This is a genomic window from Pedobacter sp. L105, from assembly GCF_009765875.1.
Taxonomy (GTDB): Bacteria; Bacteroidota; Bacteroidia; order Sphingobacteriales; family Sphingobacteriaceae; genus Pedobacter.
The window spans coordinates 114576-139787 of the sequence record NZ_LMUP01000006.1; the positions used below are offsets into that span (position 1 = coordinate 114576).

The 25212-nt window shown below is 38.4% G+C and carries 29 protein-coding genes and 1 tRNA gene; 18 read left to right on the plus strand and 12 right to left on the minus strand.

The window, feature by feature from the left end; translation table 11 throughout:
• Positions 1-42: 42 nt before the first annotated feature.
• The 5 genes from GSQ84_RS12705 to GSQ84_RS12725 all read left to right on the plus strand — a co-directional run bounded on the left by GSQ84_RS12705 (position 43) and on the right by GSQ84_RS12725 (position 5430).
• Positions 43-1572 carry a RagB/SusD family nutrient uptake outer membrane protein gene (locus GSQ84_RS12705; protein WP_254070851.1) on the plus strand — a complete coding sequence of 510 codons (1530 nt, stop codon included), beginning with the start codon at positions 43-45 and terminating at the stop codon, positions 1570-1572.
• 81 nt (positions 1573-1653) lie between these two features.
• The gene (locus tag GSQ84_RS12710) at positions 1654-3723 is read left to right on the plus strand and encodes a glycoside hydrolase domain-containing protein (protein ID WP_158797649.1); all 2070 of its coding nucleotides are present in this window, start codon (positions 1654-1656) and stop codon (positions 3721-3723) included.
• Between the two features lie 107 nt (positions 3724-3830).
• Positions 3831-4145, plus strand: a complete 315-nt coding sequence (locus GSQ84_RS12715; RefSeq protein ID WP_254070852.1) for a type II toxin-antitoxin system Phd/YefM family antitoxin — start codon at positions 3831-3833, stop codon at positions 4143-4145.
• Positions 4142-4396, plus strand: coding sequence for a Txe/YoeB family addiction module toxin (locus GSQ84_RS12720; RefSeq protein WP_158797650.1), 255 nt, complete (start codon positions 4142-4144; stop codon positions 4394-4396). Before GSQ84_RS12715 ends, GSQ84_RS12720 begins: the two co-directional genes overlap by 4 nt.
• 131 nt (positions 4397-4527) lie before the next feature.
• On the plus strand, positions 4528-5430 hold the full coding sequence (locus GSQ84_RS12725) for a metallophosphoesterase (protein ID WP_158797651.1): 903 nt from the start codon (positions 4528-4530) through the stop codon (positions 5428-5430).
• 13 nt (positions 5431-5443) lie between these two features.
• Here the strand turns inward: GSQ84_RS12725 and GSQ84_RS12730 are convergent, their stop codons facing one another.
• The 6 genes from GSQ84_RS12730 to GSQ84_RS12755 all read right to left on the minus strand — a co-directional run bounded on the left by GSQ84_RS12730 (position 5444) and on the right by GSQ84_RS12755 (position 9562).
• Positions 5444-6169: a carbon-nitrogen hydrolase family protein gene (locus tag GSQ84_RS12730; RefSeq protein ID WP_158797652.1), complete on the minus strand. Its 726-nt coding sequence runs from the start codon at positions 6167-6169 to the stop codon at positions 5444-5446.
• 571 nt (positions 6170-6740) lie between these two features.
• On the minus strand, positions 6741-7103 hold the full coding sequence (locus GSQ84_RS12735) for a DUF6717 family protein (protein ID WP_158797653.1): 363 nt from the start codon (positions 7101-7103) through the stop codon (positions 6741-6743).
• Between the two features lie 118 nt (positions 7104-7221).
• Positions 7222-7773, minus strand: coding sequence for a hypothetical protein (locus tag GSQ84_RS12740; RefSeq protein WP_158797654.1), 552 nt, complete (start codon positions 7771-7773; stop codon positions 7222-7224).
• A gap of 43 nt (positions 7774-7816) precedes the next feature.
• Positions 7817-8323, minus strand: a complete 507-nt coding sequence (locus GSQ84_RS12745; protein ID WP_158797655.1) for a GNAT family N-acetyltransferase — start codon at positions 8321-8323, stop codon at positions 7817-7819.
• Positions 8324-8518: 195 nt separating this feature from the next.
• On the minus strand, positions 8519-9043 hold the full coding sequence (locus GSQ84_RS12750; RefSeq protein WP_158797656.1) for a DUF2911 domain-containing protein: 525 nt from the start codon (positions 9041-9043) through the stop codon (positions 8519-8521).
• Between the two features lie 120 nt (positions 9044-9163).
• Positions 9164-9562 carry a hypothetical protein gene (locus GSQ84_RS12755; protein ID WP_158797657.1) on the minus strand — a complete coding sequence of 133 codons (399 nt, stop codon included), beginning with the start codon at positions 9560-9562 and terminating at the stop codon, positions 9164-9166.
• 162 nt (positions 9563-9724) lie between these two features.
• On the opposite strand from GSQ84_RS12755, the gene GSQ84_RS12760 reads away from it, so the two are divergent.
• Positions 9725-12148, plus strand: coding sequence for a hypothetical protein (locus GSQ84_RS12760; RefSeq protein WP_158797658.1), 2424 nt, complete (start codon positions 9725-9727; stop codon positions 12146-12148).
• Between the two features lie 360 nt (positions 12149-12508).
• Here the strand turns inward: GSQ84_RS12760 and GSQ84_RS12765 are convergent, their stop codons facing one another.
• Genes GSQ84_RS12765 through GSQ84_RS12775 form a run of 3 tightly spaced genes read right to left on the minus strand, consistent with a single transcriptional unit; the run spans position 12509 to position 16192 of the window.
• Positions 12509-14656: a hypothetical protein gene (locus GSQ84_RS12765; RefSeq protein ID WP_158797659.1), complete on the minus strand. Its 2148-nt coding sequence runs from the start codon at positions 14654-14656 to the stop codon at positions 12509-12511.
• The gene (locus GSQ84_RS12770; RefSeq protein ID WP_158797660.1) at positions 14656-15822 is read right to left on the minus strand and encodes a fibronectin type III domain-containing protein; all 1167 of its coding nucleotides are present in this window, start codon (positions 15820-15822) and stop codon (positions 14656-14658) included. The genes GSQ84_RS12765 and GSQ84_RS12770 overlap by 1 nt, the downstream gene beginning before the upstream one ends.
• A gap of 4 nt (positions 15823-15826) precedes the next feature.
• Positions 15827-16192, minus strand: a complete 366-nt coding sequence (locus GSQ84_RS12775) for a hypothetical protein (protein WP_158797661.1) — start codon at positions 16190-16192, stop codon at positions 15827-15829.
• A gap of 251 nt (positions 16193-16443) precedes the next feature.
• Here GSQ84_RS12775 and GSQ84_RS12780 point away from each other — a divergent pair.
• Positions 16444-16517 (plus strand) — tRNA-Ala (locus GSQ84_RS12780).
• Between the two features lie 283 nt (positions 16518-16800).
• Here the strand turns inward: GSQ84_RS12780 and GSQ84_RS12785 are convergent.
• Together GSQ84_RS12785 and GSQ84_RS12790 are read right to left on the minus strand one after the other, a co-directional pair.
• A complete protein-coding gene (locus GSQ84_RS12785; RefSeq protein ID WP_158797662.1) occupies positions 16801-17229 on the minus strand; it encodes a hypothetical protein in 429 nt (142 codons plus the stop codon).
• Between the two features lie 88 nt (positions 17230-17317).
• Positions 17318-18088 (minus strand): helix-turn-helix transcriptional regulator, encoded by a 771-nt coding sequence (locus GSQ84_RS12790; protein WP_158797663.1) that lies wholly within the window; start codon positions 18086-18088, stop codon positions 17318-17320.
• 164 nt (positions 18089-18252) lie between these two features.
• Here GSQ84_RS12790 and GSQ84_RS12795 point away from each other — a divergent pair, with 164 nt between their 5' ends.
• The 8 genes from GSQ84_RS12795 (at position 18253) to GSQ84_RS12830 (ending at position 23469) form a co-directional block, all read left to right on the plus strand.
• Entirely contained in the window at positions 18253-18483 is a 231-nt protein-coding gene (locus tag GSQ84_RS12795; protein ID WP_158797664.1) for a hypothetical protein, read from the plus strand.
• Between the two features lie 158 nt (positions 18484-18641).
• A complete protein-coding gene (locus GSQ84_RS12800; protein WP_158797665.1) occupies positions 18642-19025 on the plus strand; it encodes a hypothetical protein in 384 nt (127 codons plus the stop codon).
• Between the two features lie 93 nt (positions 19026-19118).
• Positions 19119-21524 (plus strand): BT4734/BF3469 family protein, encoded by a 2406-nt coding sequence (locus GSQ84_RS12805; protein ID WP_158797666.1) that lies wholly within the window; start codon positions 19119-19121, stop codon positions 21522-21524.
• 247 nt (positions 21525-21771) lie between these two features.
• Positions 21772-21978 carry a hypothetical protein gene (locus GSQ84_RS12810; RefSeq protein WP_158797667.1) on the plus strand — a complete coding sequence of 69 codons (207 nt, stop codon included), beginning with the start codon at positions 21772-21774 and terminating at the stop codon, positions 21976-21978.
• 64 nt (positions 21979-22042) lie between these two features.
• Complete coding sequence (locus GSQ84_RS12815) at positions 22043-22465, plus strand: hypothetical protein (protein ID WP_158797668.1); 423 nt, start codon at positions 22043-22045, stop codon at positions 22463-22465.
• Between the two features lie 110 nt (positions 22466-22575).
• Positions 22576-22821: a hypothetical protein gene (locus GSQ84_RS12820; RefSeq protein WP_158797669.1), complete on the plus strand. Its 246-nt coding sequence runs from the start codon at positions 22576-22578 to the stop codon at positions 22819-22821.
• 182 nt (positions 22822-23003) lie between these two features.
• Complete coding sequence (locus GSQ84_RS12825) at positions 23004-23285, plus strand: hypothetical protein (RefSeq protein WP_158797670.1); 282 nt, start codon at positions 23004-23006, stop codon at positions 23283-23285.
• A 4-nt stretch (positions 23286-23289) separates the two neighbouring features.
• Positions 23290-23469, plus strand: coding sequence for a hypothetical protein (locus GSQ84_RS12830; protein ID WP_158797671.1), 180 nt, complete (start codon positions 23290-23292; stop codon positions 23467-23469).
• A 28-nt stretch (positions 23470-23497) separates the two neighbouring features.
• Here GSQ84_RS12830 and GSQ84_RS12835 read toward each other — a convergent pair whose 3' ends face one another.
• Positions 23498-23725, minus strand: a complete 228-nt coding sequence (locus GSQ84_RS12835; RefSeq protein WP_158797672.1) for a hypothetical protein — start codon at positions 23723-23725, stop codon at positions 23498-23500.
• 260 nt (positions 23726-23985) lie between these two features.
• On the opposite strand from GSQ84_RS12835, the gene GSQ84_RS12840 reads away from it, so the two are divergent.
• Genes GSQ84_RS12840 through GSQ84_RS12850 form a run of 3 tightly spaced genes read left to right on the plus strand, consistent with a single transcriptional unit; the run spans position 23986 to position 25153 of the window.
• Positions 23986-24411: a hypothetical protein gene (locus GSQ84_RS12840; protein ID WP_158797673.1), complete on the plus strand. Its 426-nt coding sequence runs from the start codon at positions 23986-23988 to the stop codon at positions 24409-24411.
• A gap of 2 nt (positions 24412-24413) precedes the next feature.
• Positions 24414-24983: a hypothetical protein gene (locus GSQ84_RS12845; RefSeq protein ID WP_158797674.1), complete on the plus strand. Its 570-nt coding sequence runs from the start codon at positions 24414-24416 to the stop codon at positions 24981-24983.
• On the plus strand, positions 24983-25153 hold the full coding sequence (locus GSQ84_RS12850; RefSeq protein WP_158797675.1) for a hypothetical protein: 171 nt from the start codon (positions 24983-24985) through the stop codon (positions 25151-25153). Before GSQ84_RS12845 ends, GSQ84_RS12850 begins: the two co-directional genes overlap by 1 nt.
• The last annotated feature ends 59 nt before the right edge of the window (positions 25154-25212 follow it).

A 25212-nucleotide genomic window follows, 5' to 3' on the forward strand; every position in this document is an offset into this window, starting at 1 on the left:
TATCGTGGTGATTACGATAGATTCATTCATAAAATATCTAAAATGATGAAAAAATATACAATAATCGTATTCGCCCTTGCGTTGGTTTCATTTACCTCATGTAAGAAGAGCTTTATCGAGCAGAACAATCCAAATGCTGTAACTGTTGGAGACTATTTCACTACACAAAGTGCCGTTTCATTAGCTGTGAATGGTCTTTATGCTGGTTTAAGAAGCGGTAATAACCTTGGAGAAAACAGCTCTTTATTTAATGATCAGCATTCTGATGATACTGGAACAAATGATATCAGCAGTAACTCTGGTGAACCTTTTCAATTTGCAAACTATTCATTAATTGCCAGTAATAGTTATATTAATGCACACTGGTTAGATTTATATTCGTTAATCTCAAAATGTAATGTGATTACGTCAAATATTAATAACGTAACTTTTACCAGTGCGGCAGTTAAACAGGAATATATTGCCCAAGCTGAGTTTATCAGAGCCTTAATGTACTTTCACCTGGTAAGAAAATGGGGTGCAGTACCATTGGTAACCACACAATTAAACAGTGCAACGGCAGTAGCTGCCCAAACTTACAGACAACCAGAATCAGCTGTTTATGCGCAGATTGTTGCAGATTTAAAGGATGCTTTAACCAGCGACCTGCCCAACCTGCAAACCGGTGCAAATGCTGGTTTAATAGGTAAAGCAGCTATGAATGGATTATTGGGAGAGGTTTATTTAACAATGGCTTCTACGTTAACTGATAATAAAGTAGAAAACTTAACCAATGCCAATACTTACCTGACTGCTTGTTACAACATGCGTCCTTTTACCAGTTTATCTGCTATCCCTTATGCAGATGTATTTGATGTCACTAAAAAAGCAACCAACCCGGAAGCGATCTTTGAGATTGTAAACAAACAGGGTGACATCAACTATAGTTCATCTATTGCTGCGAATAACCAGGCACTGGGCGAAACGATCAATTCACTTAAAGTTGCCACCAGTACCGGTGGAAATTTAAGAAAAGATTTAATTAACGAATACGAAGCAGGTGATCCGCGTGCAGCATTTAACTATAAATTCGCTTCTAATCCTACAGTTTTTGATTATTTCATTACCAAATACCGTGATGCCAGTGCTGCTGCCGGTGTAAATGGTTACGGAGGAAATAACTGGCCGCTGATGCGTTATGCTGATATCATCTTATTGCTTGCCGAAGTAAATAACGATCAGGGTAACACTGCTGTAGCTATCCAATACCTGGATATGGTACGTGCAAGAGCGGGAATGCCATTATATGCAGTAGCCAGTACAAATCCAACTTATGCTACGAAATTCCCTACTTTAAAATTAGCGATCTTACATGAGCGCAGATCAGAGCTGGCATTTGAGCATCAACGCTGGTTTGATCTGATCCGCAACTTTACTACCCCAGAACTGGTTTCTTACTTCCAGGCAAAAAATCCATTGAATTTTGGAAATGGAAAGCTAGCTAACTTTGGGGTAAAAGACAGATATTTCCCTATACCATTGAGCGAATATCAATTGGATCCGGTAAAAATGTACCAGAATCCAGGATATTAATCTTTAATCATCATTGTAACAAAGGAGAAGGAACGGTGTTTCTTCTCCTTTTATCGTTAAATTCAGCCCATATTTTTACACATGAAGAACTACCTTTTTATCCTGCTTCTTTTTCCTTTCGTTCTGCGCGCACAAACTGCTAATGCCCAGCAGGCTGAAAAAAGCCTGTCTGCCGGCGTCAACGTTTTTTTAGGCTCCTCAGGAGATCACGGGCAAATGTCACCTTCGGCCAGTTATCCTTTTAGTATGTTAAGTATAGGCCCGCAAACCTATCCTAACCTGCATATGGGCTATGAATATAAAGCTAAAGTATTCCTTGGGTTTACCCATAACAGGGTGGAGGGCGTAGGCTGCCAGGGAAGTGGCGGGAATATCCTGATCAAGCCTTATTTAGGTACAGATCCGGCAGCTTCAGCACTCATCAAAACCAGTGAATCTGCCGCACCGGGAAATTACCAGGTTGGTTTCTCCAATCAAATCCATGCGGCCTTTACTGTAGTAGAAAAACAGGGTTTGGAAAACTATGAATTTCCGGTGGGAGCCAAAGGATTTTACTTCAACCTTCGTCATACTTTAGCCAATCGTTTTGTAAGTGAGGAGCATCAGATCGAAGGACAAACTATCAGTGGTTACGTAGAATCTAAAACTACCTGCAGTGTGGGTACTTATAAAACCTACTATGTGATCAGTTTTGATAAACCCGTAAAATGGGCAGATAGTGCCAATCATAAATTAACGGCTACGTTAAACGATGCTGAAACCAGCGCCTCTATCCGGATTTCCTTTTCTTCTGTAGATGTAGCCCACGCCAGAGCAGGCTTAAATACACAGGGATTTGCAGCGATGAAAGCGGATGCAACTAAAGGATGGGACGAAGTTTTAGGCCGGATCAAAGTAGAGGGTGATCCGGAAAGGGCGAAGCTATTTTATTCCCTGTTGTATAGAACGATGCAGTCGCCTTATGTGATTACCGATAAGGACGGCAGTTATAGAGCTACTGATGGCAGTTTGCAACATTCGAAAGAGCCTTTGTACAATGGCTGGTCTATCTGGGACAATTACCGAACCCAGCTGCCTTTATTATCTGTCATTGTTCCTGAAAAATATAAAGGTATGACTACTTCTATCGCCAATCTGTATGTACATGGAAAGAAGGATTACGCGACCAATCATGAACCCAGTAATACCGTAAGAACAGAACATGCGATTGTTGTCTTATTAGATGCTTACCGTAAAGGCTATAAAGTAGATTTTGCTTCAATCTGCGATTCGCTGATCAAAGAGGTAGATCATTTAGATTATGGTCACCCTGATAAGGCTTTGGAATCAAGTTATGATACCTGGGCACTAGCGCAGATCCTTAAAGTATTAAAAAAGGATGAGCTGAGCGCAAAATATCTGAAAAAGGCGGCTGAATATAAGACTTACTGGAAAAAGGATTTTGAAGATTTAACCAAAAGGGATATTGACCAGGTATCTGTGAGGGGATTGTACCAGGGAACGATTTTACAATACCGCTGGTTTGCGCCATTTGATTTAAAAGGACTGATTGAACTGATGGGAGGAAATGATGCTTACATCAATCAGCTTGATCATTTCTTTGATAATGACCAGTACAACCATGCGAATGAACCTGATATCCAGGCGCCTTTTATGTACAATGCTTCTAGTGAACCCTATAAATCCCAGGCATTAGTTCATAAACTGGCAGCAGATACCGTTATTCAGTACTATTTCAATGATAATAGCAGGGGGATTGATCCTTTTATAGACAGGATCTACAATAACCGTCCTGATGCTTATATCCGCACGATGGATGATGATGCAGGCGCAAACTCTGCCTGGTACGTGTTCGCTGCCTGCGGTTTTTCTCCTGCCTGTGTAGGCTCACCGGTATATTACCTGAATGTGCCTTTATTTGAAAAAGCTTCGTTTCAATGGCCAAATGGTAAGTCTTTTAATATTAAGGTAGAGAACTTTGATAATAAACGGGTTTACATAGAGAAGGTAATGCTTAATGGAAAGGTTTTAAACCGTAATTGGATTACTCATGAAGAGATCATGAAAGGAGGAGAGCTGGTTATTACATCTTCTGATCAGCCCTCTGATTTTGGGGCGAAGACCCGTTGGATATCTGATATGAATGAATAATGAATATTTTTCGCGAATGGTAATTCTTTGAAATAAATCATAAAAAGAAAATAATTATTTCAATAGTGTTTATTTGTTCTTATGTTTGAACTATAAACACTATTCTTATGTACAAGAAGTTGTACGTGTTAGACTTTATTTTTATATTTATGGGATATAGCTTAAACATGGAAATTACCACTTATACTGCTTTCAGGCAACATCTGAAATCGTTCCTGGATAAGGTTTTATCCAGTCACTCTCCTTTGTTTGTGACAAGGGCAAACGGAGAAGACGTAGTCGTGATATCAAAGGCAGATTATGAAAGCATGATGGAAACTTTTTATTTGTTGAAAAGTCCCGCAAACGCTTCGAGATTGTCAGAAGCCCTACAGGAATACGAGAAAGGTAAAGGGGAGGAAAGAGGTTTGATTGAAGAATGAGAATCATTTTTGTAAACCTGGCGTGGGAAGATTATCTGTATTGGCAAAGCACGGATAAATCAATTTTAAAGAAAATCAATACACAAATAAAAGATATACAAAGGACTCCATTTGAAGGTGCAGGTAATCCAGAGCCGCTAAAGTATCAGTTTTCTGGCTGCTGGTCCAGAAGAATAAATCTGGAACATCGGCTGGTTTATAAAATTGAAAATGATGAGCTTGTTGTATTGCAATGTCGTTATCATTACTAGTAATTCGCTTCTTCTATGAAGACAGTATTTTTTTTCTTAATACTGGCTTAACTTTCAGGACTGTACTTTTATCAGGAGATAATAACGAGGTTTTAAACCTTTATGTTACCTCCTGATAAATTATTTGAAACATGGAAAGAAGAATAGCGCTTAAAAGTATTGGAGCCTTACTATTAGCTCCGTCTGCAACTTTTAGCAAAGCTGCGGCAGAAAAACATTCAGTTCTGCGAATTGCACACCTTACCGATATACATTTAAAGAATAAATTTGATGCACCCGCTAAATTTGTGAAGTGTCTTCACCATGTGCAGCAGCAGCATCCTAAAGTAGATTTCATTTTAAACGGTGGGGATGTAGTCTTTGATATGAACAAAGAAAACATCAATACAATTGATGACCAGTGGAAACTGATGAAATCACTGTTGAAATCTGAAAATAGCCTGCCCGTACAGTACTGTCTAGGAAATCATGATATCTGGTGGAATGAGAATAGTAAAGGACAGACTTTTTATGGAAAGCAATATTCCATGAACCAGCTGGAAATGGTTAAGCCATACCATAGTTTTATGAAGAATGGCTGGAAGTTTATTATTCTGGACAGCGTGCATTTAGATATTGATAATACCTGGTACATTGGAAAATTAGGTGACGAACAATTTGCGTGGCTTGAAAATGAACTCAAAACTACAGATTCCACTACTCCTGTACTGGTAATGTCGCATATTCCATTGTTGACTTCTGTGTTAATGATTGAGGATGATATTGTTAATAAATGGGTAATGACAGGCGGTGATATGCATACTGATACCTCCAAAATCATTAACCTGTTTTACCAGCATCCAAATGTAAAACTTTGTTTAAGTGGTCATATTCATTTGAGAGATAAAGTCGTGTATAACAATGTAACTTATATCTGTGATGGTGCTGTAAGTGGCGCCTGGTGGGAAGGTAACAGGAGACAGACTGCGCCGGGGTATGGATTGATAGATCTGTATTCGGATGGAACTTTTGATGAATCTTATGTGAATTATTAAACTGCCTGGTTGTTTAAGCAGTTACAATTCTGGCTGTCCATTCCGTATTATTTTTCTCTGCAATAATCAGCCCTTCTCCTGAAAAGTTAAGGGTTGCTTTTTGTTCCCCTGCATTTGTCCAGAAAGAACTTTGACCGCCAGACTGCATTCCATAAGAATCGCCCCCGTAGTTAGCCATCAAAACATTAAAAGAATACTTTGCTGCGTAATTTTGCAACTTGCTGAGGCCTCCTGCAATTCCGTTTGGGGTATAAAATATGCTGGTCAGGTAAGCAGTGCTTTTTGTTTTAGACGCGTTCTCCGGATGAGCGGGGTTTTCCAGATCTGCGCAGATTGCTAATGAAAAAGATTCTCCTTCCAACTTAAGTTGAGGGTTGTGCAGGTTGCCGGGGACAAAATAAAGCTCCTCGCCATCATGTAGAAATTGCTTGGTATATAGTAAGATTGAACGATCCGGGAATAGAATAAATGATCCAATATGTAATCCGGAGGGTAGTTGTATAGGCGCACCTGCAATAACGATCATCTCGTGTTTGATTGCCAGTTCCTGTAATGGTTTTAATCTTGGGTCATCAGGTACAAAAGACAGTTCTTCTGCTTTTTCCCTTTGATAACCCGTTAAAGATAATTCAGGAAAGATTAGTAACTGAACCTGATGAGCAGCGGCCAGTTCAATCCATCTGCAATGGTCTTTAATGTTTTCTTGTTTTGGTATGGTTTGGGCAGCTGCAATGATCATCTTAAGATAAAGATAATTATTCTCCTGGAAGATCGAGCTCCTCTTCCCTCAAAAAAAAGATCAAAATTGTGTTATAGAATCCTCAGTGAATATGGAGACGGGTTTGAAGGATGACTGGGTCTTTATTTAACGAAGATTGACCGGACTTCTGCCCGGGTTTAGCCTGAGTTTAAAACGTGTTTCCGTCGAGTTTCCGGCGTGTTTGGAACGGGGAAAATTCGTCGGAAACCCGTTCCTGACCCGTTCCAAACCCGTCCCAAACCCGTTCCAAACTCAGGCTAAACTCAGGTGAAAGGTCCGTTGAACTTTGTTGAAGGCAGGATCGTTTATGCTTCATTATCGGATTGTCTTATACGCCTTAAGCTTCACAAAAAAAGAACATATTTTCGGATTAGTTCCCCAACAATAATTTATCCTAACTGATTTCGCTTCACAATTCAGCAAAACCGTATGGTTTAAACTTCACATGGTGTCCTCAATTGGAATTGGTTTACATGGTTTAACATGGACATTAGTCTCGATGCAGGTCCTATGCCGGAACTGTTGGAATACAATAAATCTCTGGATTCGGCTAACTTGATTTTTCCGGATATCCTACATAAATTTCTTTGGGTAAGTTTCCAAATACATCAACGGTAACGGTGCATAACCAGAGTTTTTGATCAATGACCTTACCTTTACAGGCTTCCATAATATAATCTCCGCCACCAAGAACGCGGTTTGACCTGTCGATAACTAATTTGATGACATCAGCTCCTTCAAAAGGTTCATCACTCATTGTCAGATAACATTCATTGGTATGACCGGAGGCAATATCAAGCATTGCATCTGCTCCCTCTACCATTTCCAGATCGGCAATTGACTTTGTCCATTCTGGTATATCAACATACCACTTTTGTTCTTCTGTTTTATAAAATCTAAATGTTCGTTTCATTTTTTATATCATTGACAAGCAACATTAAAATATCTTTTGATATTTATTTTATCCTCTTGTGTTTTATGGATTTGATATAAAAGAGATATGACCCATAAAATGTTTGGTTAAACTCATATTAATTGATAACCTTATTCCCTCCATTTAATGTGAAAGACGAACAGCTTTGCCTATGGATATTAACCAGGATACTGAAGCAATTATTTTCTCCATCTCTGAAGGCCAGTTCAGATCTTTTCCATTCTGATCCTGCAGATCTTTTCAGGAGACAATTAAAAAATATAGTCTTTTGCCCCTGTTCATTATAGTAACCGAGATATTGCCGGTAATAATTGAAAGGGGCTTGGATCAGGCTGGAATTAACTTTAATGCCATCTTCTCCGGCTTTGTTTAGCCGCAGGTAATTTTGAAAGATCTGCTCGGCTTTGAATATTTCTTTCGCCGAAGGGGTAAACCTTCGGGTTTTCTTTTTGTTAAAATCTGTAGAATGATGTGCGAATATCACACCTGAGAATTTCCTGCTTTGCAAATATAAATTCCTGCTGTTGTCGACTGCCGTTAACGTATAATTTTCACCATTTATCACGCCATTTCTTTTACAGCCAGCTAAAAGAGATCCGATAAATAAAAATAATAACAGCTTATATCTGGTTGAATTTCGTACTTTCAAAAGAGAAATGTTAATAATTACTTTTCTGACAGATTCCTTTGGATCAGGAGGCTATTCGCTTACCCACTATGGTGAGGCTTCTTTCCTGATCATCCAATATGGCTACGTCGGGTAAGGTAGCCCAGTCCTCAAAACCAAAACTCCTGAATAATTTTAAGCTTGGTTCATTGTGAGAGAATATAAAACCAAGCAGCGTTTTTATCCCTAAGCCAGGGCAGGTATCTATCGCGTGCTGCAGTACTTGTTTTCCCAGGCCTTTACCTCTTTGCTGCTCATCCAGGTATATGCTTATTTCTACCGTTCCATTATAGGCCGGTCTTCCATAAAAGGATTGAAAACTCATCCATCCTACGATCTGCTGAACTTCGTTTTCAATAACCCACAGTGGTCGTTTATCTGACGAATGGTCATCAAACCATTTTAAACGGCTTTCTATAGTTACGGGTTCTGTATCTGCCGTAACCATTCTCGATGAAATTGTAGAGTTATATATTTGAACTATATGATCTAAATCTGAGAGCGTTGCATCTCTATATTTTACGTTCTCCATTTTGTAATTTCCAGGCGTCAGTTTTGGCCCGCCATCTCGTCGGCAAAGCTAAAAAAACCTTTTATTTAATACAAAAGAACTATGAATATAGTGTAGGAAAATTTTTTCCGTTATAAATTTCATAGACATATAAAAGCCCTGCCTTTACTGGTGTAGTTTTACTCAGGGAGGGCAGGGCTTTTTAGAGATGATGAGTTATTTTATCGCAACAGGCACCATCAGGTTTTCCCATACCAGTGCGATACCTTTAGGAGTTACCAGGTATTGCAGGCGTTCTTCCATGGTTTTAGTCTTCATTGGGCTAACGGTTGCGGTAAGGACATCTTTAGCCGGTACGCGTGTAGATCCTTCTTTTGAAATTCCCCACTGTCCGGTTTCCGAATTAAAGATGATTTTCCAGGTCTTTTCGCCCGGAATGGCATAGATGCTGTAAGAACCGGCAGGCAGAGCTTTGCCGTCGACCATTATCTTTTTATCCGTGGTAAATACAGTGGCCTCGTTCGCTCCGGCTCTCCATACCTGGTCGTAAGGAACCAGGCCGCCCCAGATTTTGCGCCCTTTAACAGCCGGACTACTGTATTTAATGGTAATGTTGGCGCCATTGATGGTACCTTTTGCTGTTGCTGCGGGGCTTGCTTTAACACCCTGGGCCGACATCGCATTTGACACCAGAAGGAAGCTGAAAACCAGCAATCCTGTTTTTAAATTTTTGATATTCATACTAGGTTTTTTTGGTTAAACGGTTATAAAGTAATTGTTTACTTATAGAAAATTAAACAGTTAATCCTTGTCAAATGTTTGATGAAGATCTTTTTAAGTCCAGTTAGTCTGCTGTAACGATTAAGCTACCGTTGCTGTCTTTAACTTTAAATCTTCGTTAATCAGATTAAACATTTTCCTTCCATCGGGATGGATTGCTAAAATACCATTTACCTGATTTGAAGCACCAGCAGCAATTTGTGCATTTAGACTTTCAACATCGTTGACGGTCAAATTTTTACTTTCAAACTTATCCGACCAGTGTCTGATAAACTTAGCAACTTGCTGCGTTTCAATTTCCTCCAGGATAGGACTTAAGCTTTTTTTATATTCATCTGCCTCCAGCATATCTTTTGTATAGGAAAGATTGAGGGCTTTTGCAAAAGGGAATTGCTGGGTTCTTCTTAATACAGCGATCAGATAGATGATGGCAGCGGCAACTACTAATAAGATGATAATGGTAGAAGGAGTAAAATTCATTTATAGTAAAGATTTAATGATTAACTGGTGCAAGTTTCGTAAAAATTTTATGCATATGAGCAATGCAATAAATATAAATCAATTTCATAGGTTATGCAAGTGATAAAACGATAAAGTAAAGTATCTTTAATTGTAAACGGGTGCTCTTTATTAACGTATTATATGTTTTTAAGAATTGTATGTTTTCTGATTTTATATTTAAGTATTGGCAACATCCATGCGCAGGAAGCGGCGTTAAATACTGATATCTTCCTGGAAAAGTTTGCTGTCTATTCGAAGGCCCATCCTGATAATTTGTTATTTGTCCATACCGATAAAACAGTATATACCAATAATGAAACAATCTGGTTTAGCGGTTATCTGATCAGAACTGTAGCCGGAAATTTCAGTGAGCACTCCGTTTTATCTATCGCACTGATCAAAGAAAATGAAAAAAAAGTTTTTTTGCTGAATCAATATCTGATGCAGGATGGACTGTGTTTTGGCAGTTTAATATTGCCTGATTCTATCCCGCCTGGAAACTATCAACTTCAGGCCACAACAAATGTGCTCGATAAAAATGGGATGCCTCTTACGGTTTTTACCCAGGGTCTGATTATCAAAAGTATAACAGAACAAGCTTTCAGTGCTGAATTGAATTCGCTGGAAACAGCGGTTACCAATGGAATGATCCGAGCCAAAGTGACAGTGAATGTCAAAGATCCTAAAGAAAAAGTTACGGTTCGATACAGTGTAGGGAACAGCGCTTCCAAATCGGCCATCTTAAAGGCGAACACTTTTATCATGGAGATTCCCTCCTCCCAGCTGGATCAGGCCAGTCCGGTTCTTCTTACTTCCATCAATTATCAAAAAGAAATACAATATTTAAGCTTAAATCTTCCTCAGGTGAATACCAAAAAAACAGATGTCAGATTTTTTCCTGAAGGCGGATACCTGGCAGAGGGACTTGAAAATACAGTGGGCTGGGAGACCAGGGATGCCAGGCATCTGCCGCTGTCGCTAAGTGCCGTTCTATACCGTGATCAGCTTCCTGTAGATACAATCAGTACCAATAGCTATGGGATTGGTTCTTTTAAGATAAAACCTGTTTTTAAAAGTATTTATACGGTCAGGGTAATTTCAAGGGAAATAAAAGATACCGTATTCCGGCTTCCTGCGGTTTTAGAAGATGGTTTAGTCTTGCATGTCAGGAACGCTGCGGTGAAAGATAGCTTGTCTGTTGAGTTTTCAAGTAAGTCTGTCAGAAATGTACAAGTGTTGATTCATAATTACCGGCAGTTATTTGTTCATTTTCAGGCGAGAGTACAAGCTTCCGGTAAAAAGATCACTTTTGTTTTGTCGGCTTTACCGAAAGGGGTTGCTGCCATTACGGTGCTGGATAGTATTGGAAGGCCTCTTGCTGAACGACTGATATATGTCCATAGTGATCAAAGAGTAACGGCAGTGATTAAAAGCGATCAACCGTCTTACCATAAAAATGAAAAGGTCCATCTTAAGTTCCAATTCAGGGATGAGCAGGGGCATCCTGTTCAAGGGATTGTTTCTGTGGCTGTTGTACAGGGTAACCGTCTCGAGATCAGTAAGCAGCAGAATATAGAAAATTATGTGTATTTGAACCATGATTTAGGAGTTTTGCCCCTTGATCCATTGGGAAAGACAGCCAATGATAAAGACTACCTGGAAAATATATTGCTGGTGAAAGGCTGGCGAAGATATACCTGGCCGGAATTAATAGGGGTGTCCCCGAAGGATACTTTGCAGAAAATTATCGTTTCAGCGATGAGGGGACGAGTGCTTTTTAAATCGAAACCTTTGAAAAAACCTGTTACGGTAAGTATGTTCCGGGATTCTTCCATAAATATAATAGATACGCAAAGTGATGGAACCTTTTTGTTGACACCCGAACAGGTACTGACGGCTGAAGGACGTAGGGTGACTTTTATGGTGAATAAGAACGATAAATACAATTATTCAATAGAGTATATTGATTCAGCATCTGCCGGCAGTCAAAAGGCTGCTGAAGAGATAGAATGGCTGCCCATTGGTAAGGCGCAATATTCGCAAAACAGCAAAGACCTGGTATTGCCGGGGTATAAAAATGTGATTTCCCTGAAGGAAGTGAAAATTAAAGCGAGAAAAGCAGATTCAGAGATATACGGTTTAAAAAAATTAGGTTCAAATGAATGTGGTAATTATGTATGCCGTTATGGATTTCTCAATTGTCCTTTTCATATGGGAGAGGTTGATAACACACAACCGGTTAAAGGTCAGCGTTACAAGGTGTATCCGATTTCTGAAACACTTTATACAGGATGCCGTGTGGAGGAAGAGCCCGGATCATTACTTAAAATTAAGGGCATCTATCTCTCCCAGGAGTTCTATGGCGCAGGGGAGGACCCTGCTTCATTTTCGGCACCACAATATTTTTCTACTTTGCTTTGGAAGCCAGGCCTGATCATCAATGAAATCGGAACAGGTGATTTGTCGTTTTTAACAGGCAGCATTGCCGGCCAGTTTAAAATTTTAGTGCAGGGGGTAAGTAGTAAAGGAATGATCTATGGAACAAGCAGTTTTGTTGTGAATTAAATGTATGATAGAATATGGGGGGTACGTAGGATTTAAAGGGGTTTTGTTCGGGTTGTGCTCGGGGTAATTCCAATTTCCCAGCAAAGTGAGTCCAATGCTACTCCAATGTTTTCCTGTAAAATATTGGAGTTGTATTGGACTCAGATCGGAATCAGACTGGAATTACCCCGACCACAACCCAAGCAATGCTTTACCCTGTATTGCCTATACAAGATTTAATCCTGTATTGAAAGATTCGCTAAAGCAGAAAGGTTTAGAAACTAACCAGCTTCTAGACCTTTCGTGGAATTTGTATTAGGCTGCTGTCCAAAGGCGATACTATTGGACAGCAGCAATAGAGCTAACATTTTTTTAATAATTTTATGTTGTTACTCCTTTTCTCTCAGGAATATGGAAAACATTTCCCTGTGTATCATAAACAATAGCTTCTACTACAAACAAAGTAAAGTTAGCAGGAAGAGGGAAGTCATTAGAATTCCAAGACATCATATTTTCTACTGCTGTTAGATATGTACCAGTCTGTACGTGATCATTAATAGCTACATACTTAATACTTCGTCTAGAAACATCTTCTGGGAATCCTAAAGGGTTACTAAAAGTATAACTAGTTGTATATTGAGTTCCTGATTGTACTAACATTAAGTTGTCGGCAACTGGTAACTGGACTAAACCTCCAATGTTATACTTAGCTTGTATAAGCGCTATTAAATTTGCTCTATCAGCATCTGATGGAATAGAACCATACTTAAACCCTTGTTCTATAAATCCAAAGTTTTGTGAATTGGTATCTGGCCCCATTTCATGATCTGGCATATCTAATCGAGTAGCATCTACAGCATAAGCAACGCCAGCATTTACCCCATTTACCCATAAAGTGGCTTTTACTCCTACGTCATCAATCTCATAAGTTAACAATAAGTGATAGTTTTGTCTTACAGGAAATCCGACATTAAAGGTGTAAACAGCAGGTTCCCCTGTTGCTGCTTCTCCTCTAATTCTAATTGTGGTATCTCCAAAATCTCCTATATAATAAGTGAAATACCCATTTGTACTTGCTTCATAAGTGTTAAACTTTTGTTGAATAGCAACTAATGAGTGTAATCTTGGCCATGGTTTACTCTCCGTGAAGAATGCGCTTTGAAATTTATTACCGGTCTCATTGTAGAATTGCGCATACTTACCTGCAGATCTATAATGAGTACCATCATGGGTTAAGTTAGCAGTTGGATAACCGTCAATAGCAGTCTTTATCATTGGCTTGTCACCAATTTCATCAGGTATTGTTATGATTAAATCTCCATCAGTAACCTTAACACTTGATGCTGTTAAACTATTAGCTGCAATATATCTGTTATCAAAGAAAGCATTAATAGCATCCTCGCCAGGATCAGTAGGAGTCGAAGGGACGGTAGCTACAAAATATCTTCTAGCTGGTCTCCATAATACAGTACTTGGATCAGGAGGAGTAATAGTTCCCCATACTTGTTTCTGTTTAGCTACATTAACTAATTTTGTGGCGGGATTATATGACACGTTAAAACTACTATCATCAACTGTAACACTTGATATTGTGCCTTCTGATAATAATAAAGATGTATCAAACCATCTGATATTTTGATTAGGTACACTAGAATAATCCAGCTTTATATTCAGAACATTTCCAACTATAGTTTCCGTTTTAGTAACATGTTGTCTAATATGGTTATATTCTAAAAACTCTCTAAGACTACTAAAGATGGTTGTATCATTACTTTGTGTGACAATAGAATCTATCCAACTATTAAAGTTAGCAATAGCATCTGGGGTATATAATCCATGAGTACCTATCTCAAAAAAGTTATATATAGCTCCGGAAGCCATAAGATTATTCATCAAATCCCACTGAGATCCGGTATTGTCCCAAGTATCAGAGAACTCTCTTCGTATAGCTTGGTAAGTTGATGCAGGAAGATTAGTTATACTTCCTTGAGGATTATATAATCCTTCAGGAGTAAAAGTATCAAATGTCCCTTCTGAACCTCCGCCTATATATCCCAAGTTAGCAGCAGCTGTCATAAAACCTGTTTCTGCTGTAGGGACAATTAAACAATTCATCTGGTAAGCCTCATTTGCCAGGATCATAGCATTAAGCTCTGTTACATTCCTAACTACATCAGAACCGTAATTAAAGTTGCCATCAGGTTCGTGATAATATGAATGATTCATAATATCCAAACCATATGGTATCATAGCAGCTCTTTGAGAGTACGTAGCCCATGTTGAACTTAAACCCATCTCAACGTTATCATATTGGTTTCTACCATTTACTGCTAATCCTAGTCCATAATTCTTATTATTACCACACCCATCTGTATAGAACGTCTGTTGTAATTTAGAAAAAGCTGTCACAGAAGTTGCAGCAGCATCATCAAATTCCATAATAATCTGTTTAGATTTATTATATTTGAAATTAGGAATTGAAGATGTAGCAGTGCCTGTATTTAATTGAACACTTATATTTACTTCCATTATCCAGCTATATTAGTTTCTTGAATTAATAATGTAGTTAGGAACTTATCATATCTTCCAGCAACACCTTTCACTCCAAATGTCAAAACACCACTAGAGTCCGTTTGTATATTGGCTAATTTAGAATAATAAGTACTTGTCAACTCATTATCTCCATTTGTACCAAAGTTATTAAAGGTATTCTGATTGACTGTAGTAGAGCCAGATATATACTGTGAAACATCTGCAGAACTTCCAATAGATGCTGATGCAGCTAATATTTGATAGAATTTTGTAGGATCTAAACCTACAATTTTAAGCCCGTAGTTTGTAGCTAAGTCATCAAATTCCCATCCGGTATTCACAATTTCTATAGGATATAAAGAGTTGGTAATATTAGCAGAGTCCGTAACGGCTGCAGTAGCTCCTGAGAACGCTGTAACATTAGAAAGTTTAGCAGTAGTGGCTACTCCGGCATCAGTATTTAAGAATCCACTTGTATATCCATTAGCTGCAGTAATTAAAGAACTGACAGGATTCAAGTTATTCCAAATCACAGAACCTGTAGATGGAGCACCAGCAAATTCGGACTGTAAATTGATTCTTAGAGTTCTTAAAACTGTAGGAGTTGTACCACCCGAAGCAATCGTACTTGCTGTAACTACATTAGATGTACTGGCGGTATATCCTGTAGACGGTTCTGCTATAACTTTAAATGAATAAGATGTACTAGCAGTAAGACCTGTTACAGTTAGACTAAGAGCCGTAATTACTGATCCTACATTTGTCCATGTTGAACCAATCAGTTGTTGAGGTTGATAACCTACACTATTAGCTACAGCAGTCCATGTTAAAGGAACTGTTGTTGATGTAGGAGTGCCAGCTGATAAAGTAGCAGCAGGTAATAGTATTTGTCCTGATCCCAATGCAGGAATCGTAATTACCGGTACTTCATCGCTTGATGCAGCAAATTGAGTAGAATCGAAATTATCAAGAAGATTTTCTTCAGGGAGTGATTCTGAAAGAATTAAACCTGTTGCCGGATCTACTAATGATAATACAAAATTAAGTAAAGCCAAATGGCTATTCTTTAATAAATTATACTGCGTATGAGTATAAGAACCTGCAACATTTGGTTGCTGATCAGGTAAATCTGTAGTTGTTAATAAAGAAGGAATAGTTGTCATGATTTTATGATGTAAATGTGAATTCAAAAGTTATTGGGAAACCGCCATTGTTAGTGCTGCCAGTCTTATAGTCAAACCAAAGTATTTCAACCTGGTTGTCAGAAAAAGGGGAGAAGAAAGTAACTGTTCCTGTTGTGTTGTCAACTTGTACAGATTGATCATCTGCTGCAGTTGCATTGCCAGTTAAAGTGGTTCCAACTCCGCGATGTGCAGTAAAGAAACTTAAATCGGATCCAATGAGTTCCGTGATTACAATTGTGGTATCTGTAGCCCTATTTGCACTACTGTATTTGGCAGATGTAAATATCGTACCGGCCACAGGTGAATTGTCCAGGCTAGAATCGGGGGTGTCTAATGAAGAAATTGCCATATTATTTTTTTTTATCAAATGTATATGGAAAAAGAATGTCACTTTGTATAAGTGACTTACTATGTGTAGGTTGTAAGTAAAGAGGGAAGAGGTGTGTCCTTTTGCACGGCTCGATATACGTGGTTGCTTCACCAATCGGCGTGGATTTACCTATTGCTCTAAGCGTGATTAACTGCTGTGTAAAGCCTATAATGACACTTATTTCAAATATAATTTGCAACCCATACAAATTTAATTACTTTTGCCACCCCGGGGGATTAGCTCATTTGGCTAGAGCGCTTGCCTGGCAGGCAAGAGGTGACCGGTTCGAATCCGGTATTCTCCACTCTATAAAAGCCCCTTCATTGGGGCTTTTTAGGTATTAGAACCATTTTATAGTTCTTCTTTCTTTACAGACTAACTCAGTTATATGCTTGAATCATTCCATGCCCCGCAATATCTGGCATTGATCACTTGATAAGAGTGCTTTTTGAAATACTTATAGTTATTAAACAAGGGATTTCTGAAGTGGGAGAGGGGTTAAATCATCACAAGCCTACAATAACAGCCTCTTACATTAGAAAGATATGGACGCTGTTAGGTCGGAATCCAGGAAGTGTAGCCGGATTTTAAGAGAGATCTGATGATTTGTTATTTTCATCCATAAATTTTTGGATTACCTTGATAAAATGATTTTGGTTAACCTGCATGATCATGATCGCCTTCTTAAGAATTTCTATTTCGCTCTTCAGATCTGCAATATTGGTAATCAGTTCTCCTGCTTTTTGAGGCTCCTGTTTTAGGCGCATATTCCCAATACCAGTAGAAAGCCATTCTGCATTGAGCTGGTATTTTTTGATTAATAGTGCTACAAATTTATAATCTACACTTTGACCTGCGGATTCGATCAGTGATATTTTAGCCTGGTTGCATTTCAGTTCCCTGGCTGCCTGGGCCTGACTATCTGCAATGTATTTCAGGCGGAATTGGGCAAATCTTTTAGCGATATCTTTATCGTATGTAGGCCTTTCTTTAATTGCTGATGATTCTTTAGTCATATTAAATCTATTAGAATTACAATGATTTTTTTGAAATAAAAACCTCCCGAAGGAGGGTGAAGTGGGATGAGTAAACGATGTTGAATAATTATCTTTTTTGGGTAACCACAACAATGTTGAACATTTGCTTTACATCGTCCAGGTGTATATCAAAATCTGCATAAAGCTGCTTATTGGGATTGAGGGAATGACAGGTGATCACTCCGGTTTCAACATCATGATTTATTATTCTTTTAATGATGATACCCTGTGTTTTATGAACGATCACATAATCTTTAAACCTGTGCGTATGAAACTTGCTGGTCCATAAATGCTGTTGTATCTCTCTTCCGGTTGCTATGCTACGGTCCATAATACTTTCGTTGGTGTTGTTATCCATGGAGTCGCCAACAACTTCAAATGCTCTATAACTGCCTTTATGATGTTTGTCCACAATAATTGTATGCTTCGGTAATTCGTCTAAATATTCGGGATCTTTATAACCGGATAAATATCCGGCATATGCATATTCATTTACTAATGGTACTACCATTATATATTTTCCTTCTCCTAAATCAATAAAAGGAGTTTCTCCAGGCTCTATTAGATGACCTACTTCTCCAAGGTCTCTGGCGTTTTCATGATTAGGACTTAAGATCATCTCACCATTCCCGCTTTCCAGCCACTTTCGGTTAATTCCATAAGCATCTTCCAATGCCAAATAGATCGATGATGTGATATTTCTTTTGTTATTTTCAATCTCAGATACCTGACTTTGTTTAATATTAGCTCCCAAAGCAAAGTCTTTTTGCCCTTTTCTAAAATATAGACGGACTTTTTTAAATCTGTCTGATATTTTTTCCTCTTGATTTTCAGTCATTTAAATACTAATTATAACAAATATGATATTATAATTCAAAATATTACATTTATGATATTATATTTGTATTGTGCAATCGCAACAAAGATAACATAATCATTTAATCATCAATGTCTCAAATGTCAGCTAATTTTTTTATTCGGAACAAAAGAAGAAATCATTCAATGAAAACAACAGAATTAGCTATTCCCGTAAAAGGAACTTCATGGCCTATCTTAATTTCACAGGTTGAGGTTGGAGAGCAGAACAGAAAAGGGTTCCCGGTTGAAAAAGGATCATCTATCAGACCGGTGATCAGTGGAATACTTAAACTCAGGTATCCTGAAAGGACATACTCCGCTAAAAAAGAATTGTTCAACGGAAAATTGGCTATCGTAGTAAGACGAGTCAGATAACCGTTAAGCAGCGATATAATGGATACAACAATGTCTTTAGCTTAGCGATCGCATTAACGGTTGACGCTGTGAAGTAGTTGCCAATAAGATATTGACGAAAGAAAATAAATAAGGGCATTTTGCCGAAAGGCCGGACTATCCCTAACAATAATTAAATCATGAAAAAACTTTTTGAGGTTCCAACTGATCTCGTTGAATACGAGAACTGGATGATGACTGCCACATGGCAGGAACTTGCTGAGTCATTTAATCAGGTATGTACAGCCGCTGTGGCATCCTGTAGCCGGATCTTAAAGAAGGTTACAACTGTTAAAACAAGATCTTGTCTAAGGCCCATGAAATATAAAACGATCTATCCAGTACCCTATGACATCGGATCTGCAAAAGCCTGCCGTACTTCCCAGGATTTCAGGTTTGGCTATTACAGATGGAGGGATTACTTAACGCAGATCAGACTTGGGAAGATATATATCAGGATACAGGAAGAGATAGAAATGGAAAAACTACTCCTTCAGGCACAGAAAATTCTGATGAAGCAGTAGTTTATAGTTCTATTAGAATCTCAAAGCAATTAATAATTGAATTATTTATTGCTGCAAAAATAAATTACAAAAGGAATAACCCATTACCTATCTATGAAACAATCGTTCAACACTAAAATAAGCGTATTCAAAAGCCTTTTTGAAGTCAAGGACGTGCCGTTTGATTTGACATTAGCGGATGTGTATACCAGGATAAAAAATGGGAATGAGTTACTAATTTCTAAAATTGATAAAATCAGAACTTCTACAAATAAGGAGGAGATCGCAGCAACTAAAAAAACTTTAGTAGCCATCATGTTCAATGGTACATTTATAGCGCGTAATGATCATTCTATAAAAGAACATTCCGGATGCTGCATACTTGATTACGATAAATATCCAACCCCTGAAGATATGGAGGATGAACGCAGACGTTTGATGGCTGATCCCTATACGTTAATGTTGTTTATAAGTCCCGGAGGGAATGGATTAAAACAGCTGATCAGGATACCAAAAAGTAATAAAGACGAACATAAACGCAGGTTTAAAGCTTATCAGGCCTATATTAAGTCGGCATATTTTGATGAAAAAAACTGTAATCTTTCGCGGGTTTGCTTTGAAAGCTTTGATCCGGGCATCTATCTGAACGAAGAATGTGCGGAATTTACGGAGATCGAGCCTGATTTTGGTTATCACGTTTCGGAAAGGGTTGTGCTGGTACCTGTTGAGCGAGAAGATGAAATCCTTGTCAGGGTACTGGCTTGGTGGGAAAAGAGATTTGGATTTGTTGAAGGATCAAGAAATAATAATCTTTTTATCCTTGCCCAGAACCTGAATGAGTACGGGGTTTCACGGGATTACGCTTATGGTTATGTGCAAAATAATATTGTGTTTGGCGATTTCAAAGAAACTGAACTTCAAAGTATATTTCGGTCGGCTTACTCAAGTACAGTTCCTGGTACCAAGTTTTTTGAAGATAAAAAGAAAGAGCAGGTGATCAGGCAGAAAATAAAAAGTGGGGTCCCTGTTCCTGAAATCAAAAAATTGACTGGCTTATCAGAAGAAATCATCAATGAAATAAAGAACAATTATGATAACATTGATCCTTTCTGGACGATAAGGGTGGATAAAAAAGGTTTAGAAACTATTACGATAGAGCCTTACAAATATGCGCAGTTTCTGATGAAGAACGGGTTTAAAAAGTATTTTCCTGAACAGGCGGAAATGCCCACTTTTGTTTATATCCGTGAAAATAAAGTAAAACTGTGTAGTACGGTAGCCATCAAGGATATGGTGCTTTCTTACCTGCTGAAGAATGATCTCATCAATATCTGGAATTTCTGCAGCAAGTCATCTCTGCTGTTTAATGAGAACCATTTGTATATGCTGGACAGCATTAGCCTGGAAATGATCAGGGATACCCGGCATACTGCTTATATTCCATTTTTAAATGGCCTGGTGAAGGTGACAAAAAATAAAGTGGAACTCATTGAATACGTAGATGCGGAAGGTTATATCTGGGAGAACCAGATCATACCGCGTGTTTTTATTCCTGTAGAAAATTATGGGAATAATTTTCAGGACTTGATTGAGAAAGTGTCTAATGGAGATGCCGGACGGATAAAAGGATTGGAGCGGACTTTAGGTTACCTGATTCATTCTTATAAGGATAAGTCTAACCAAACCTCCATCATTATTAATGACCAGGAAATCGATGATAATCCTAATGGTGGCAGTGGAAAAAGTTTAATGATCACTGCTTTGAGTCATTTTAAGCGCGTAGTTAAAATTGATGGAAAAACATTTGACCCGAAAAAATCAGATTTTACCTATCAGCGTGTTAATCTGGATACACAGATCCTGGCATTTGATGATGTAAAAAAGAATTTTGATTTTGAAACTTTGTTTTCCCTGATTACTGAAGGGATTACGGTAAACAGAAAAAATAAAGATGAAGTATTTGTACCCTTTGAGCGTTCACCTAAGATCATGATTACGACTAATTATGTGATTAATGGAGCTGGGATTAGTCACGACCGCAGACGGCACGAACTGGAATTTTACCAATATTTTAATAATAAAGTGACCCCCTTAACGGAGTACGGTAAACTACTATTTGACAGTTGGGCGGCTGATGAATGGATCAAATTTGATAACTATATGGTGGCAAACCTGCAAGAGTTTTTAAATCATGGACTGAGCACCACTTTATCTATCAATGCAGCTGCGAAGCGTTTTATCCAGTCTACGAGCAAAGACTTTTACGATTGGTGCGAGGACGGGAATTTAGCAGCCGGAATAAGGATCTATAACAGTGAAATTATTGAGAAATTCCTTTTGGAATATAAGTCTTATAAATCAATGCATAACAGGACATTTATTAAATGGATAGGGGAGTATGCCATATATAAAGGTTTAGAAAGCAATAAGGACAGGGATCATAGGGGGAGGTATTTTATTTTAGAAAAGGAACTCAGCCTGGTAGAAGATCAGTTAACGCATCATCAATCACCCTTTTAATGGTAATGTCAATTATAGTTGGTGACGATAGCCTGATTCGCGACGGTACAGCTGCAAAAAATGACGATGTTGTAGATTATCGTCACCGCTTTAAAATTTTTATATACAGTTTGATACGTTTAAAATTTATCAAAATGTGACGGTTGGACGGTAGCGTCGCATAAGAGTGCAGAAAAAATAAAACCCGACAGTTATAACCATAAAATAAATTATTATCGTCACCAATATTAATTCTTAAATAAACAACATGAACAAAATTATCAAAGCAAACGGAGAATACATAACCAGCCATTTTAGCAGTGAGAATGGAACATGGGAACTCATAGGTACAGTGGCTATGGGTGAAAAGGTAATGGATTGCCAGGATACATTCTTCAATCGGCAGTCTGGCATTTATCAAACGGTAGAAAGGGCCGAAGTATATGAATGTGCCGAAAGAACCCTTATTTTTTAATACAGAATATTAGAATTGCAAAGTAATTAATAACTATATTTGTTTTGTCAACCCCATAATAAGCATGAAAAATCTAGACACGCTGGCTAAAGTTATAGCCAAAACAAACCCTGAAGCATACAAGGCCGCTGAGATACTGTGCGCACCAATGCTCAAAGACATTAAATTTATACCTATGATCTATTCCGCTATCCGGGATACCTTTCCAGAAATGGATAAAACGGATGAAAGTATTCTACTTGCTGCCTGTGTTTATTCGGCCTATGCTCCTGCCACATTGATTGCCCAAGGTATACAAAGGGCTCCTAACGGGATACGTGCGGCGATGTGCGAGCTCATGCAGTGGAAAGATGAGCCAACCGTTAACTACTACCAGGATAAAGGCCGTGCGTATGTAAAAAATCCAAAGTTCAGAGAACGAATGGCTTTGGTTATGGAAGGATTTGAACAGTTTAGTCTTAAGCCCAGTCAGATTAAGATAACTTAACCGGTTATTTTTCTATTAGAATTACAAATAGATTAATAGTGTCTTTGCCTGGCTTAACTGACCAGAAAGCGCAAGCAGATTATCTTTTATCAAACAAATAATTATACATCATGAGTAAAATACAACAAGCACTACGCAATAGATCAGTTAATGGAATGATTACCCAGGAGAAAGCCCTGGAGGTAGCACAATATTACGACGGTTTACTGGCAGAATCGGTAGCTATAGTCAAAGCTTTTCAAAAAGAAACCGGGATGGTCTGGGGAGAACGAATTGGTGTTTACCTGGGAGATGTAACGGGAACACATTTTAGTTCGGTTGCCTACAATTACGAGAAACCTGTAGGGGAACAATAGCTATGGATATCCGTATCAAAATCATATGGGGGATAGCTGTTATCTTCTGTATCCTCCTGATTGGTAATAGCTGCCTTTATAAAGGATCGCCGAACAGCCGGTATAAAGCCGGCCTGGCTAAATCTGTGGAGTCTTTTCCTGATCACTCCCGTATACCTGACCATAACTTTAAATAGAAAAATATGAATTTAACATCCGAGGCTATTGACGCCTATAAACAAGTCATGCATCATCCCGAAAGGTTTGGATTAGATTTTAAATCCCTTTCAGAAATTTTTATGGAAACCAGTCGCGCTACTCCAAAACATGTTTTGTACCAGCAATATGTAGATTGTATTGGGAAGCCAATTCCAAAATTTATGTTTTATGTAATTATGGATGAGACTTATGGGCACCTGATTGATGAAACAGCAGATAAGCCAGATCAGCCAGGTTATAAATTAATGATAAACCCTAAATCCTAATCTAATGGACCCGAGAAATATATCAAGTGAGGTACTGATCGCATTTGCTATCATTGTTGCTATCCTGTGCTGCTTCCTGTTTATGACATTTATTTTTAGAAAGATCCTTAACGACAGTGTTCAGAAAGACATTGATGAAGTATTGGAAAAGAAAGAAACTGATGTTCTTTCCAACGATCAGTAATAGAGGAGGATGTGATTTGCAGAGAAGATTATCTGCCGTGATGGTCTATTAACCGGCCTATCATATTAACCAGGCTGGAATCCATAGGATCGTCCGTTCTCCAGGCGACCCCTGTATGATCGTCTGTATATGGAGTTAACAACCCGTGATTTTTTCCCGCTATTGAGATCTGATAGCTAATAGCTGTGCCGTTTAAATGAACTGGAGTCACCGTAAATTCAATGTTATCTGCGAGGGTAATATTAAATGGGGCCATATGATTTTATTTGATACAATAATACTATTTTATTTAGTATCCTGCTATAGCTATTTCGATTTAGGTTGCTTGCATGGATAAGGCTAGGCAGAAAATATTATGTAAAATTTCCTGGAAAAAAAAGGGTGACTTATTATCGTTGCAAGGTAAACCCGGACGTTTTAGAAGGCCATTTTACAAGCGTACTTTTGGATTCAGATAGCGGGAAGTAAATGGAATGCTTATCGGTTTCAATTCAAAAAAATTAAATTATTAGGATTATGAAAGACGGATTTGACGTTGCTGCAGATATTATATCACTGATCAATATTCCCGAAATTACCGGGCTGATTGATGGAAAGATATATGCTGATGTGCGTCCTAGTAAAAGCAATAAGATAGACATTGTGGTAAAAAGCCTTGGGATAACTAATGCGTGGAATCAGGCGGGCTCCGGAACCGTGAATGTATATGTGCCGGCACTAAGCGAAACACAGCCTGATGGTAGTGTGCAGCTGTTGCCTGACCAGGATACGCTAAGTTCTCTTTGCAAAGCCATTACACCTTATCTGGATACCCAATACAAACCGTCATTTAATACCCAGGTTACTGCAGCAGGAAATTTAGTGCAGGATACCGATGGCAGCTGGTTCGTATCCATCACATTTAGCTATTATTCAATACAAACAAACTTTAAAAATTTATAATTATGGCAACACAAACATTCGCACTTGGAGGAATTGAAGGTATTAGATGGGCACCGGCGAGTAACGCTGGAGTAATCGCACCTGCTGATTGGCAGAGCATGCCGAAAATTGCTCCCGGTACCGTTAAGTTTACAAAAACTGTAGGTACTAAAACAAGTATTACCCCTGAAGGTGACAGCGCTCCCTTCGTTAGTTTTTATGCACCTGGTGATGGCGATACCTTTGAGGTAGGACTTTTGGAACAAACCCCAACTATTGTACAGGCTTTATTTAATGTTGATTATGTAGCTGCTACTACCATGTTAACTTATGGAGCTACTGAGAAGATTGCAAATCTTGCATTCGAAATCACTTGTCAGCCGGTTAAAGACGGTCGTAAAGCGATCATTACCATTTACAACACTACTGTTGTGACTACTTATGCCAATAACCTGACCACTGGTGCTGTTGAACAATTACTGCTGACTGCAACTTTGAGTTCTTACACACTGGCTGGTACAACTAAAGCATTGGTTTACACTAAACAATGGGTAAATGAAGACGGAACTGCAATCAACTCAACAGTTGCCTAATGCAGTACCGGATAGTTGAAGAATTTTCTGACGCCAAAACTGGCCGAAAATACAGACCTGATGACGAGGTAGTGTTTTCTGAAGAACGGGCGGAGGAAATTCTAAAGGTAGGACTATTGATTCAGCTGGTTCCGCAAGATACGGAAAAGCAGGTAAAAAAAAGTAAATAATAAGAAGCCGCATGCATATCACATGCGGCTTTTTTGATTAGAATAACCATACAATTAAT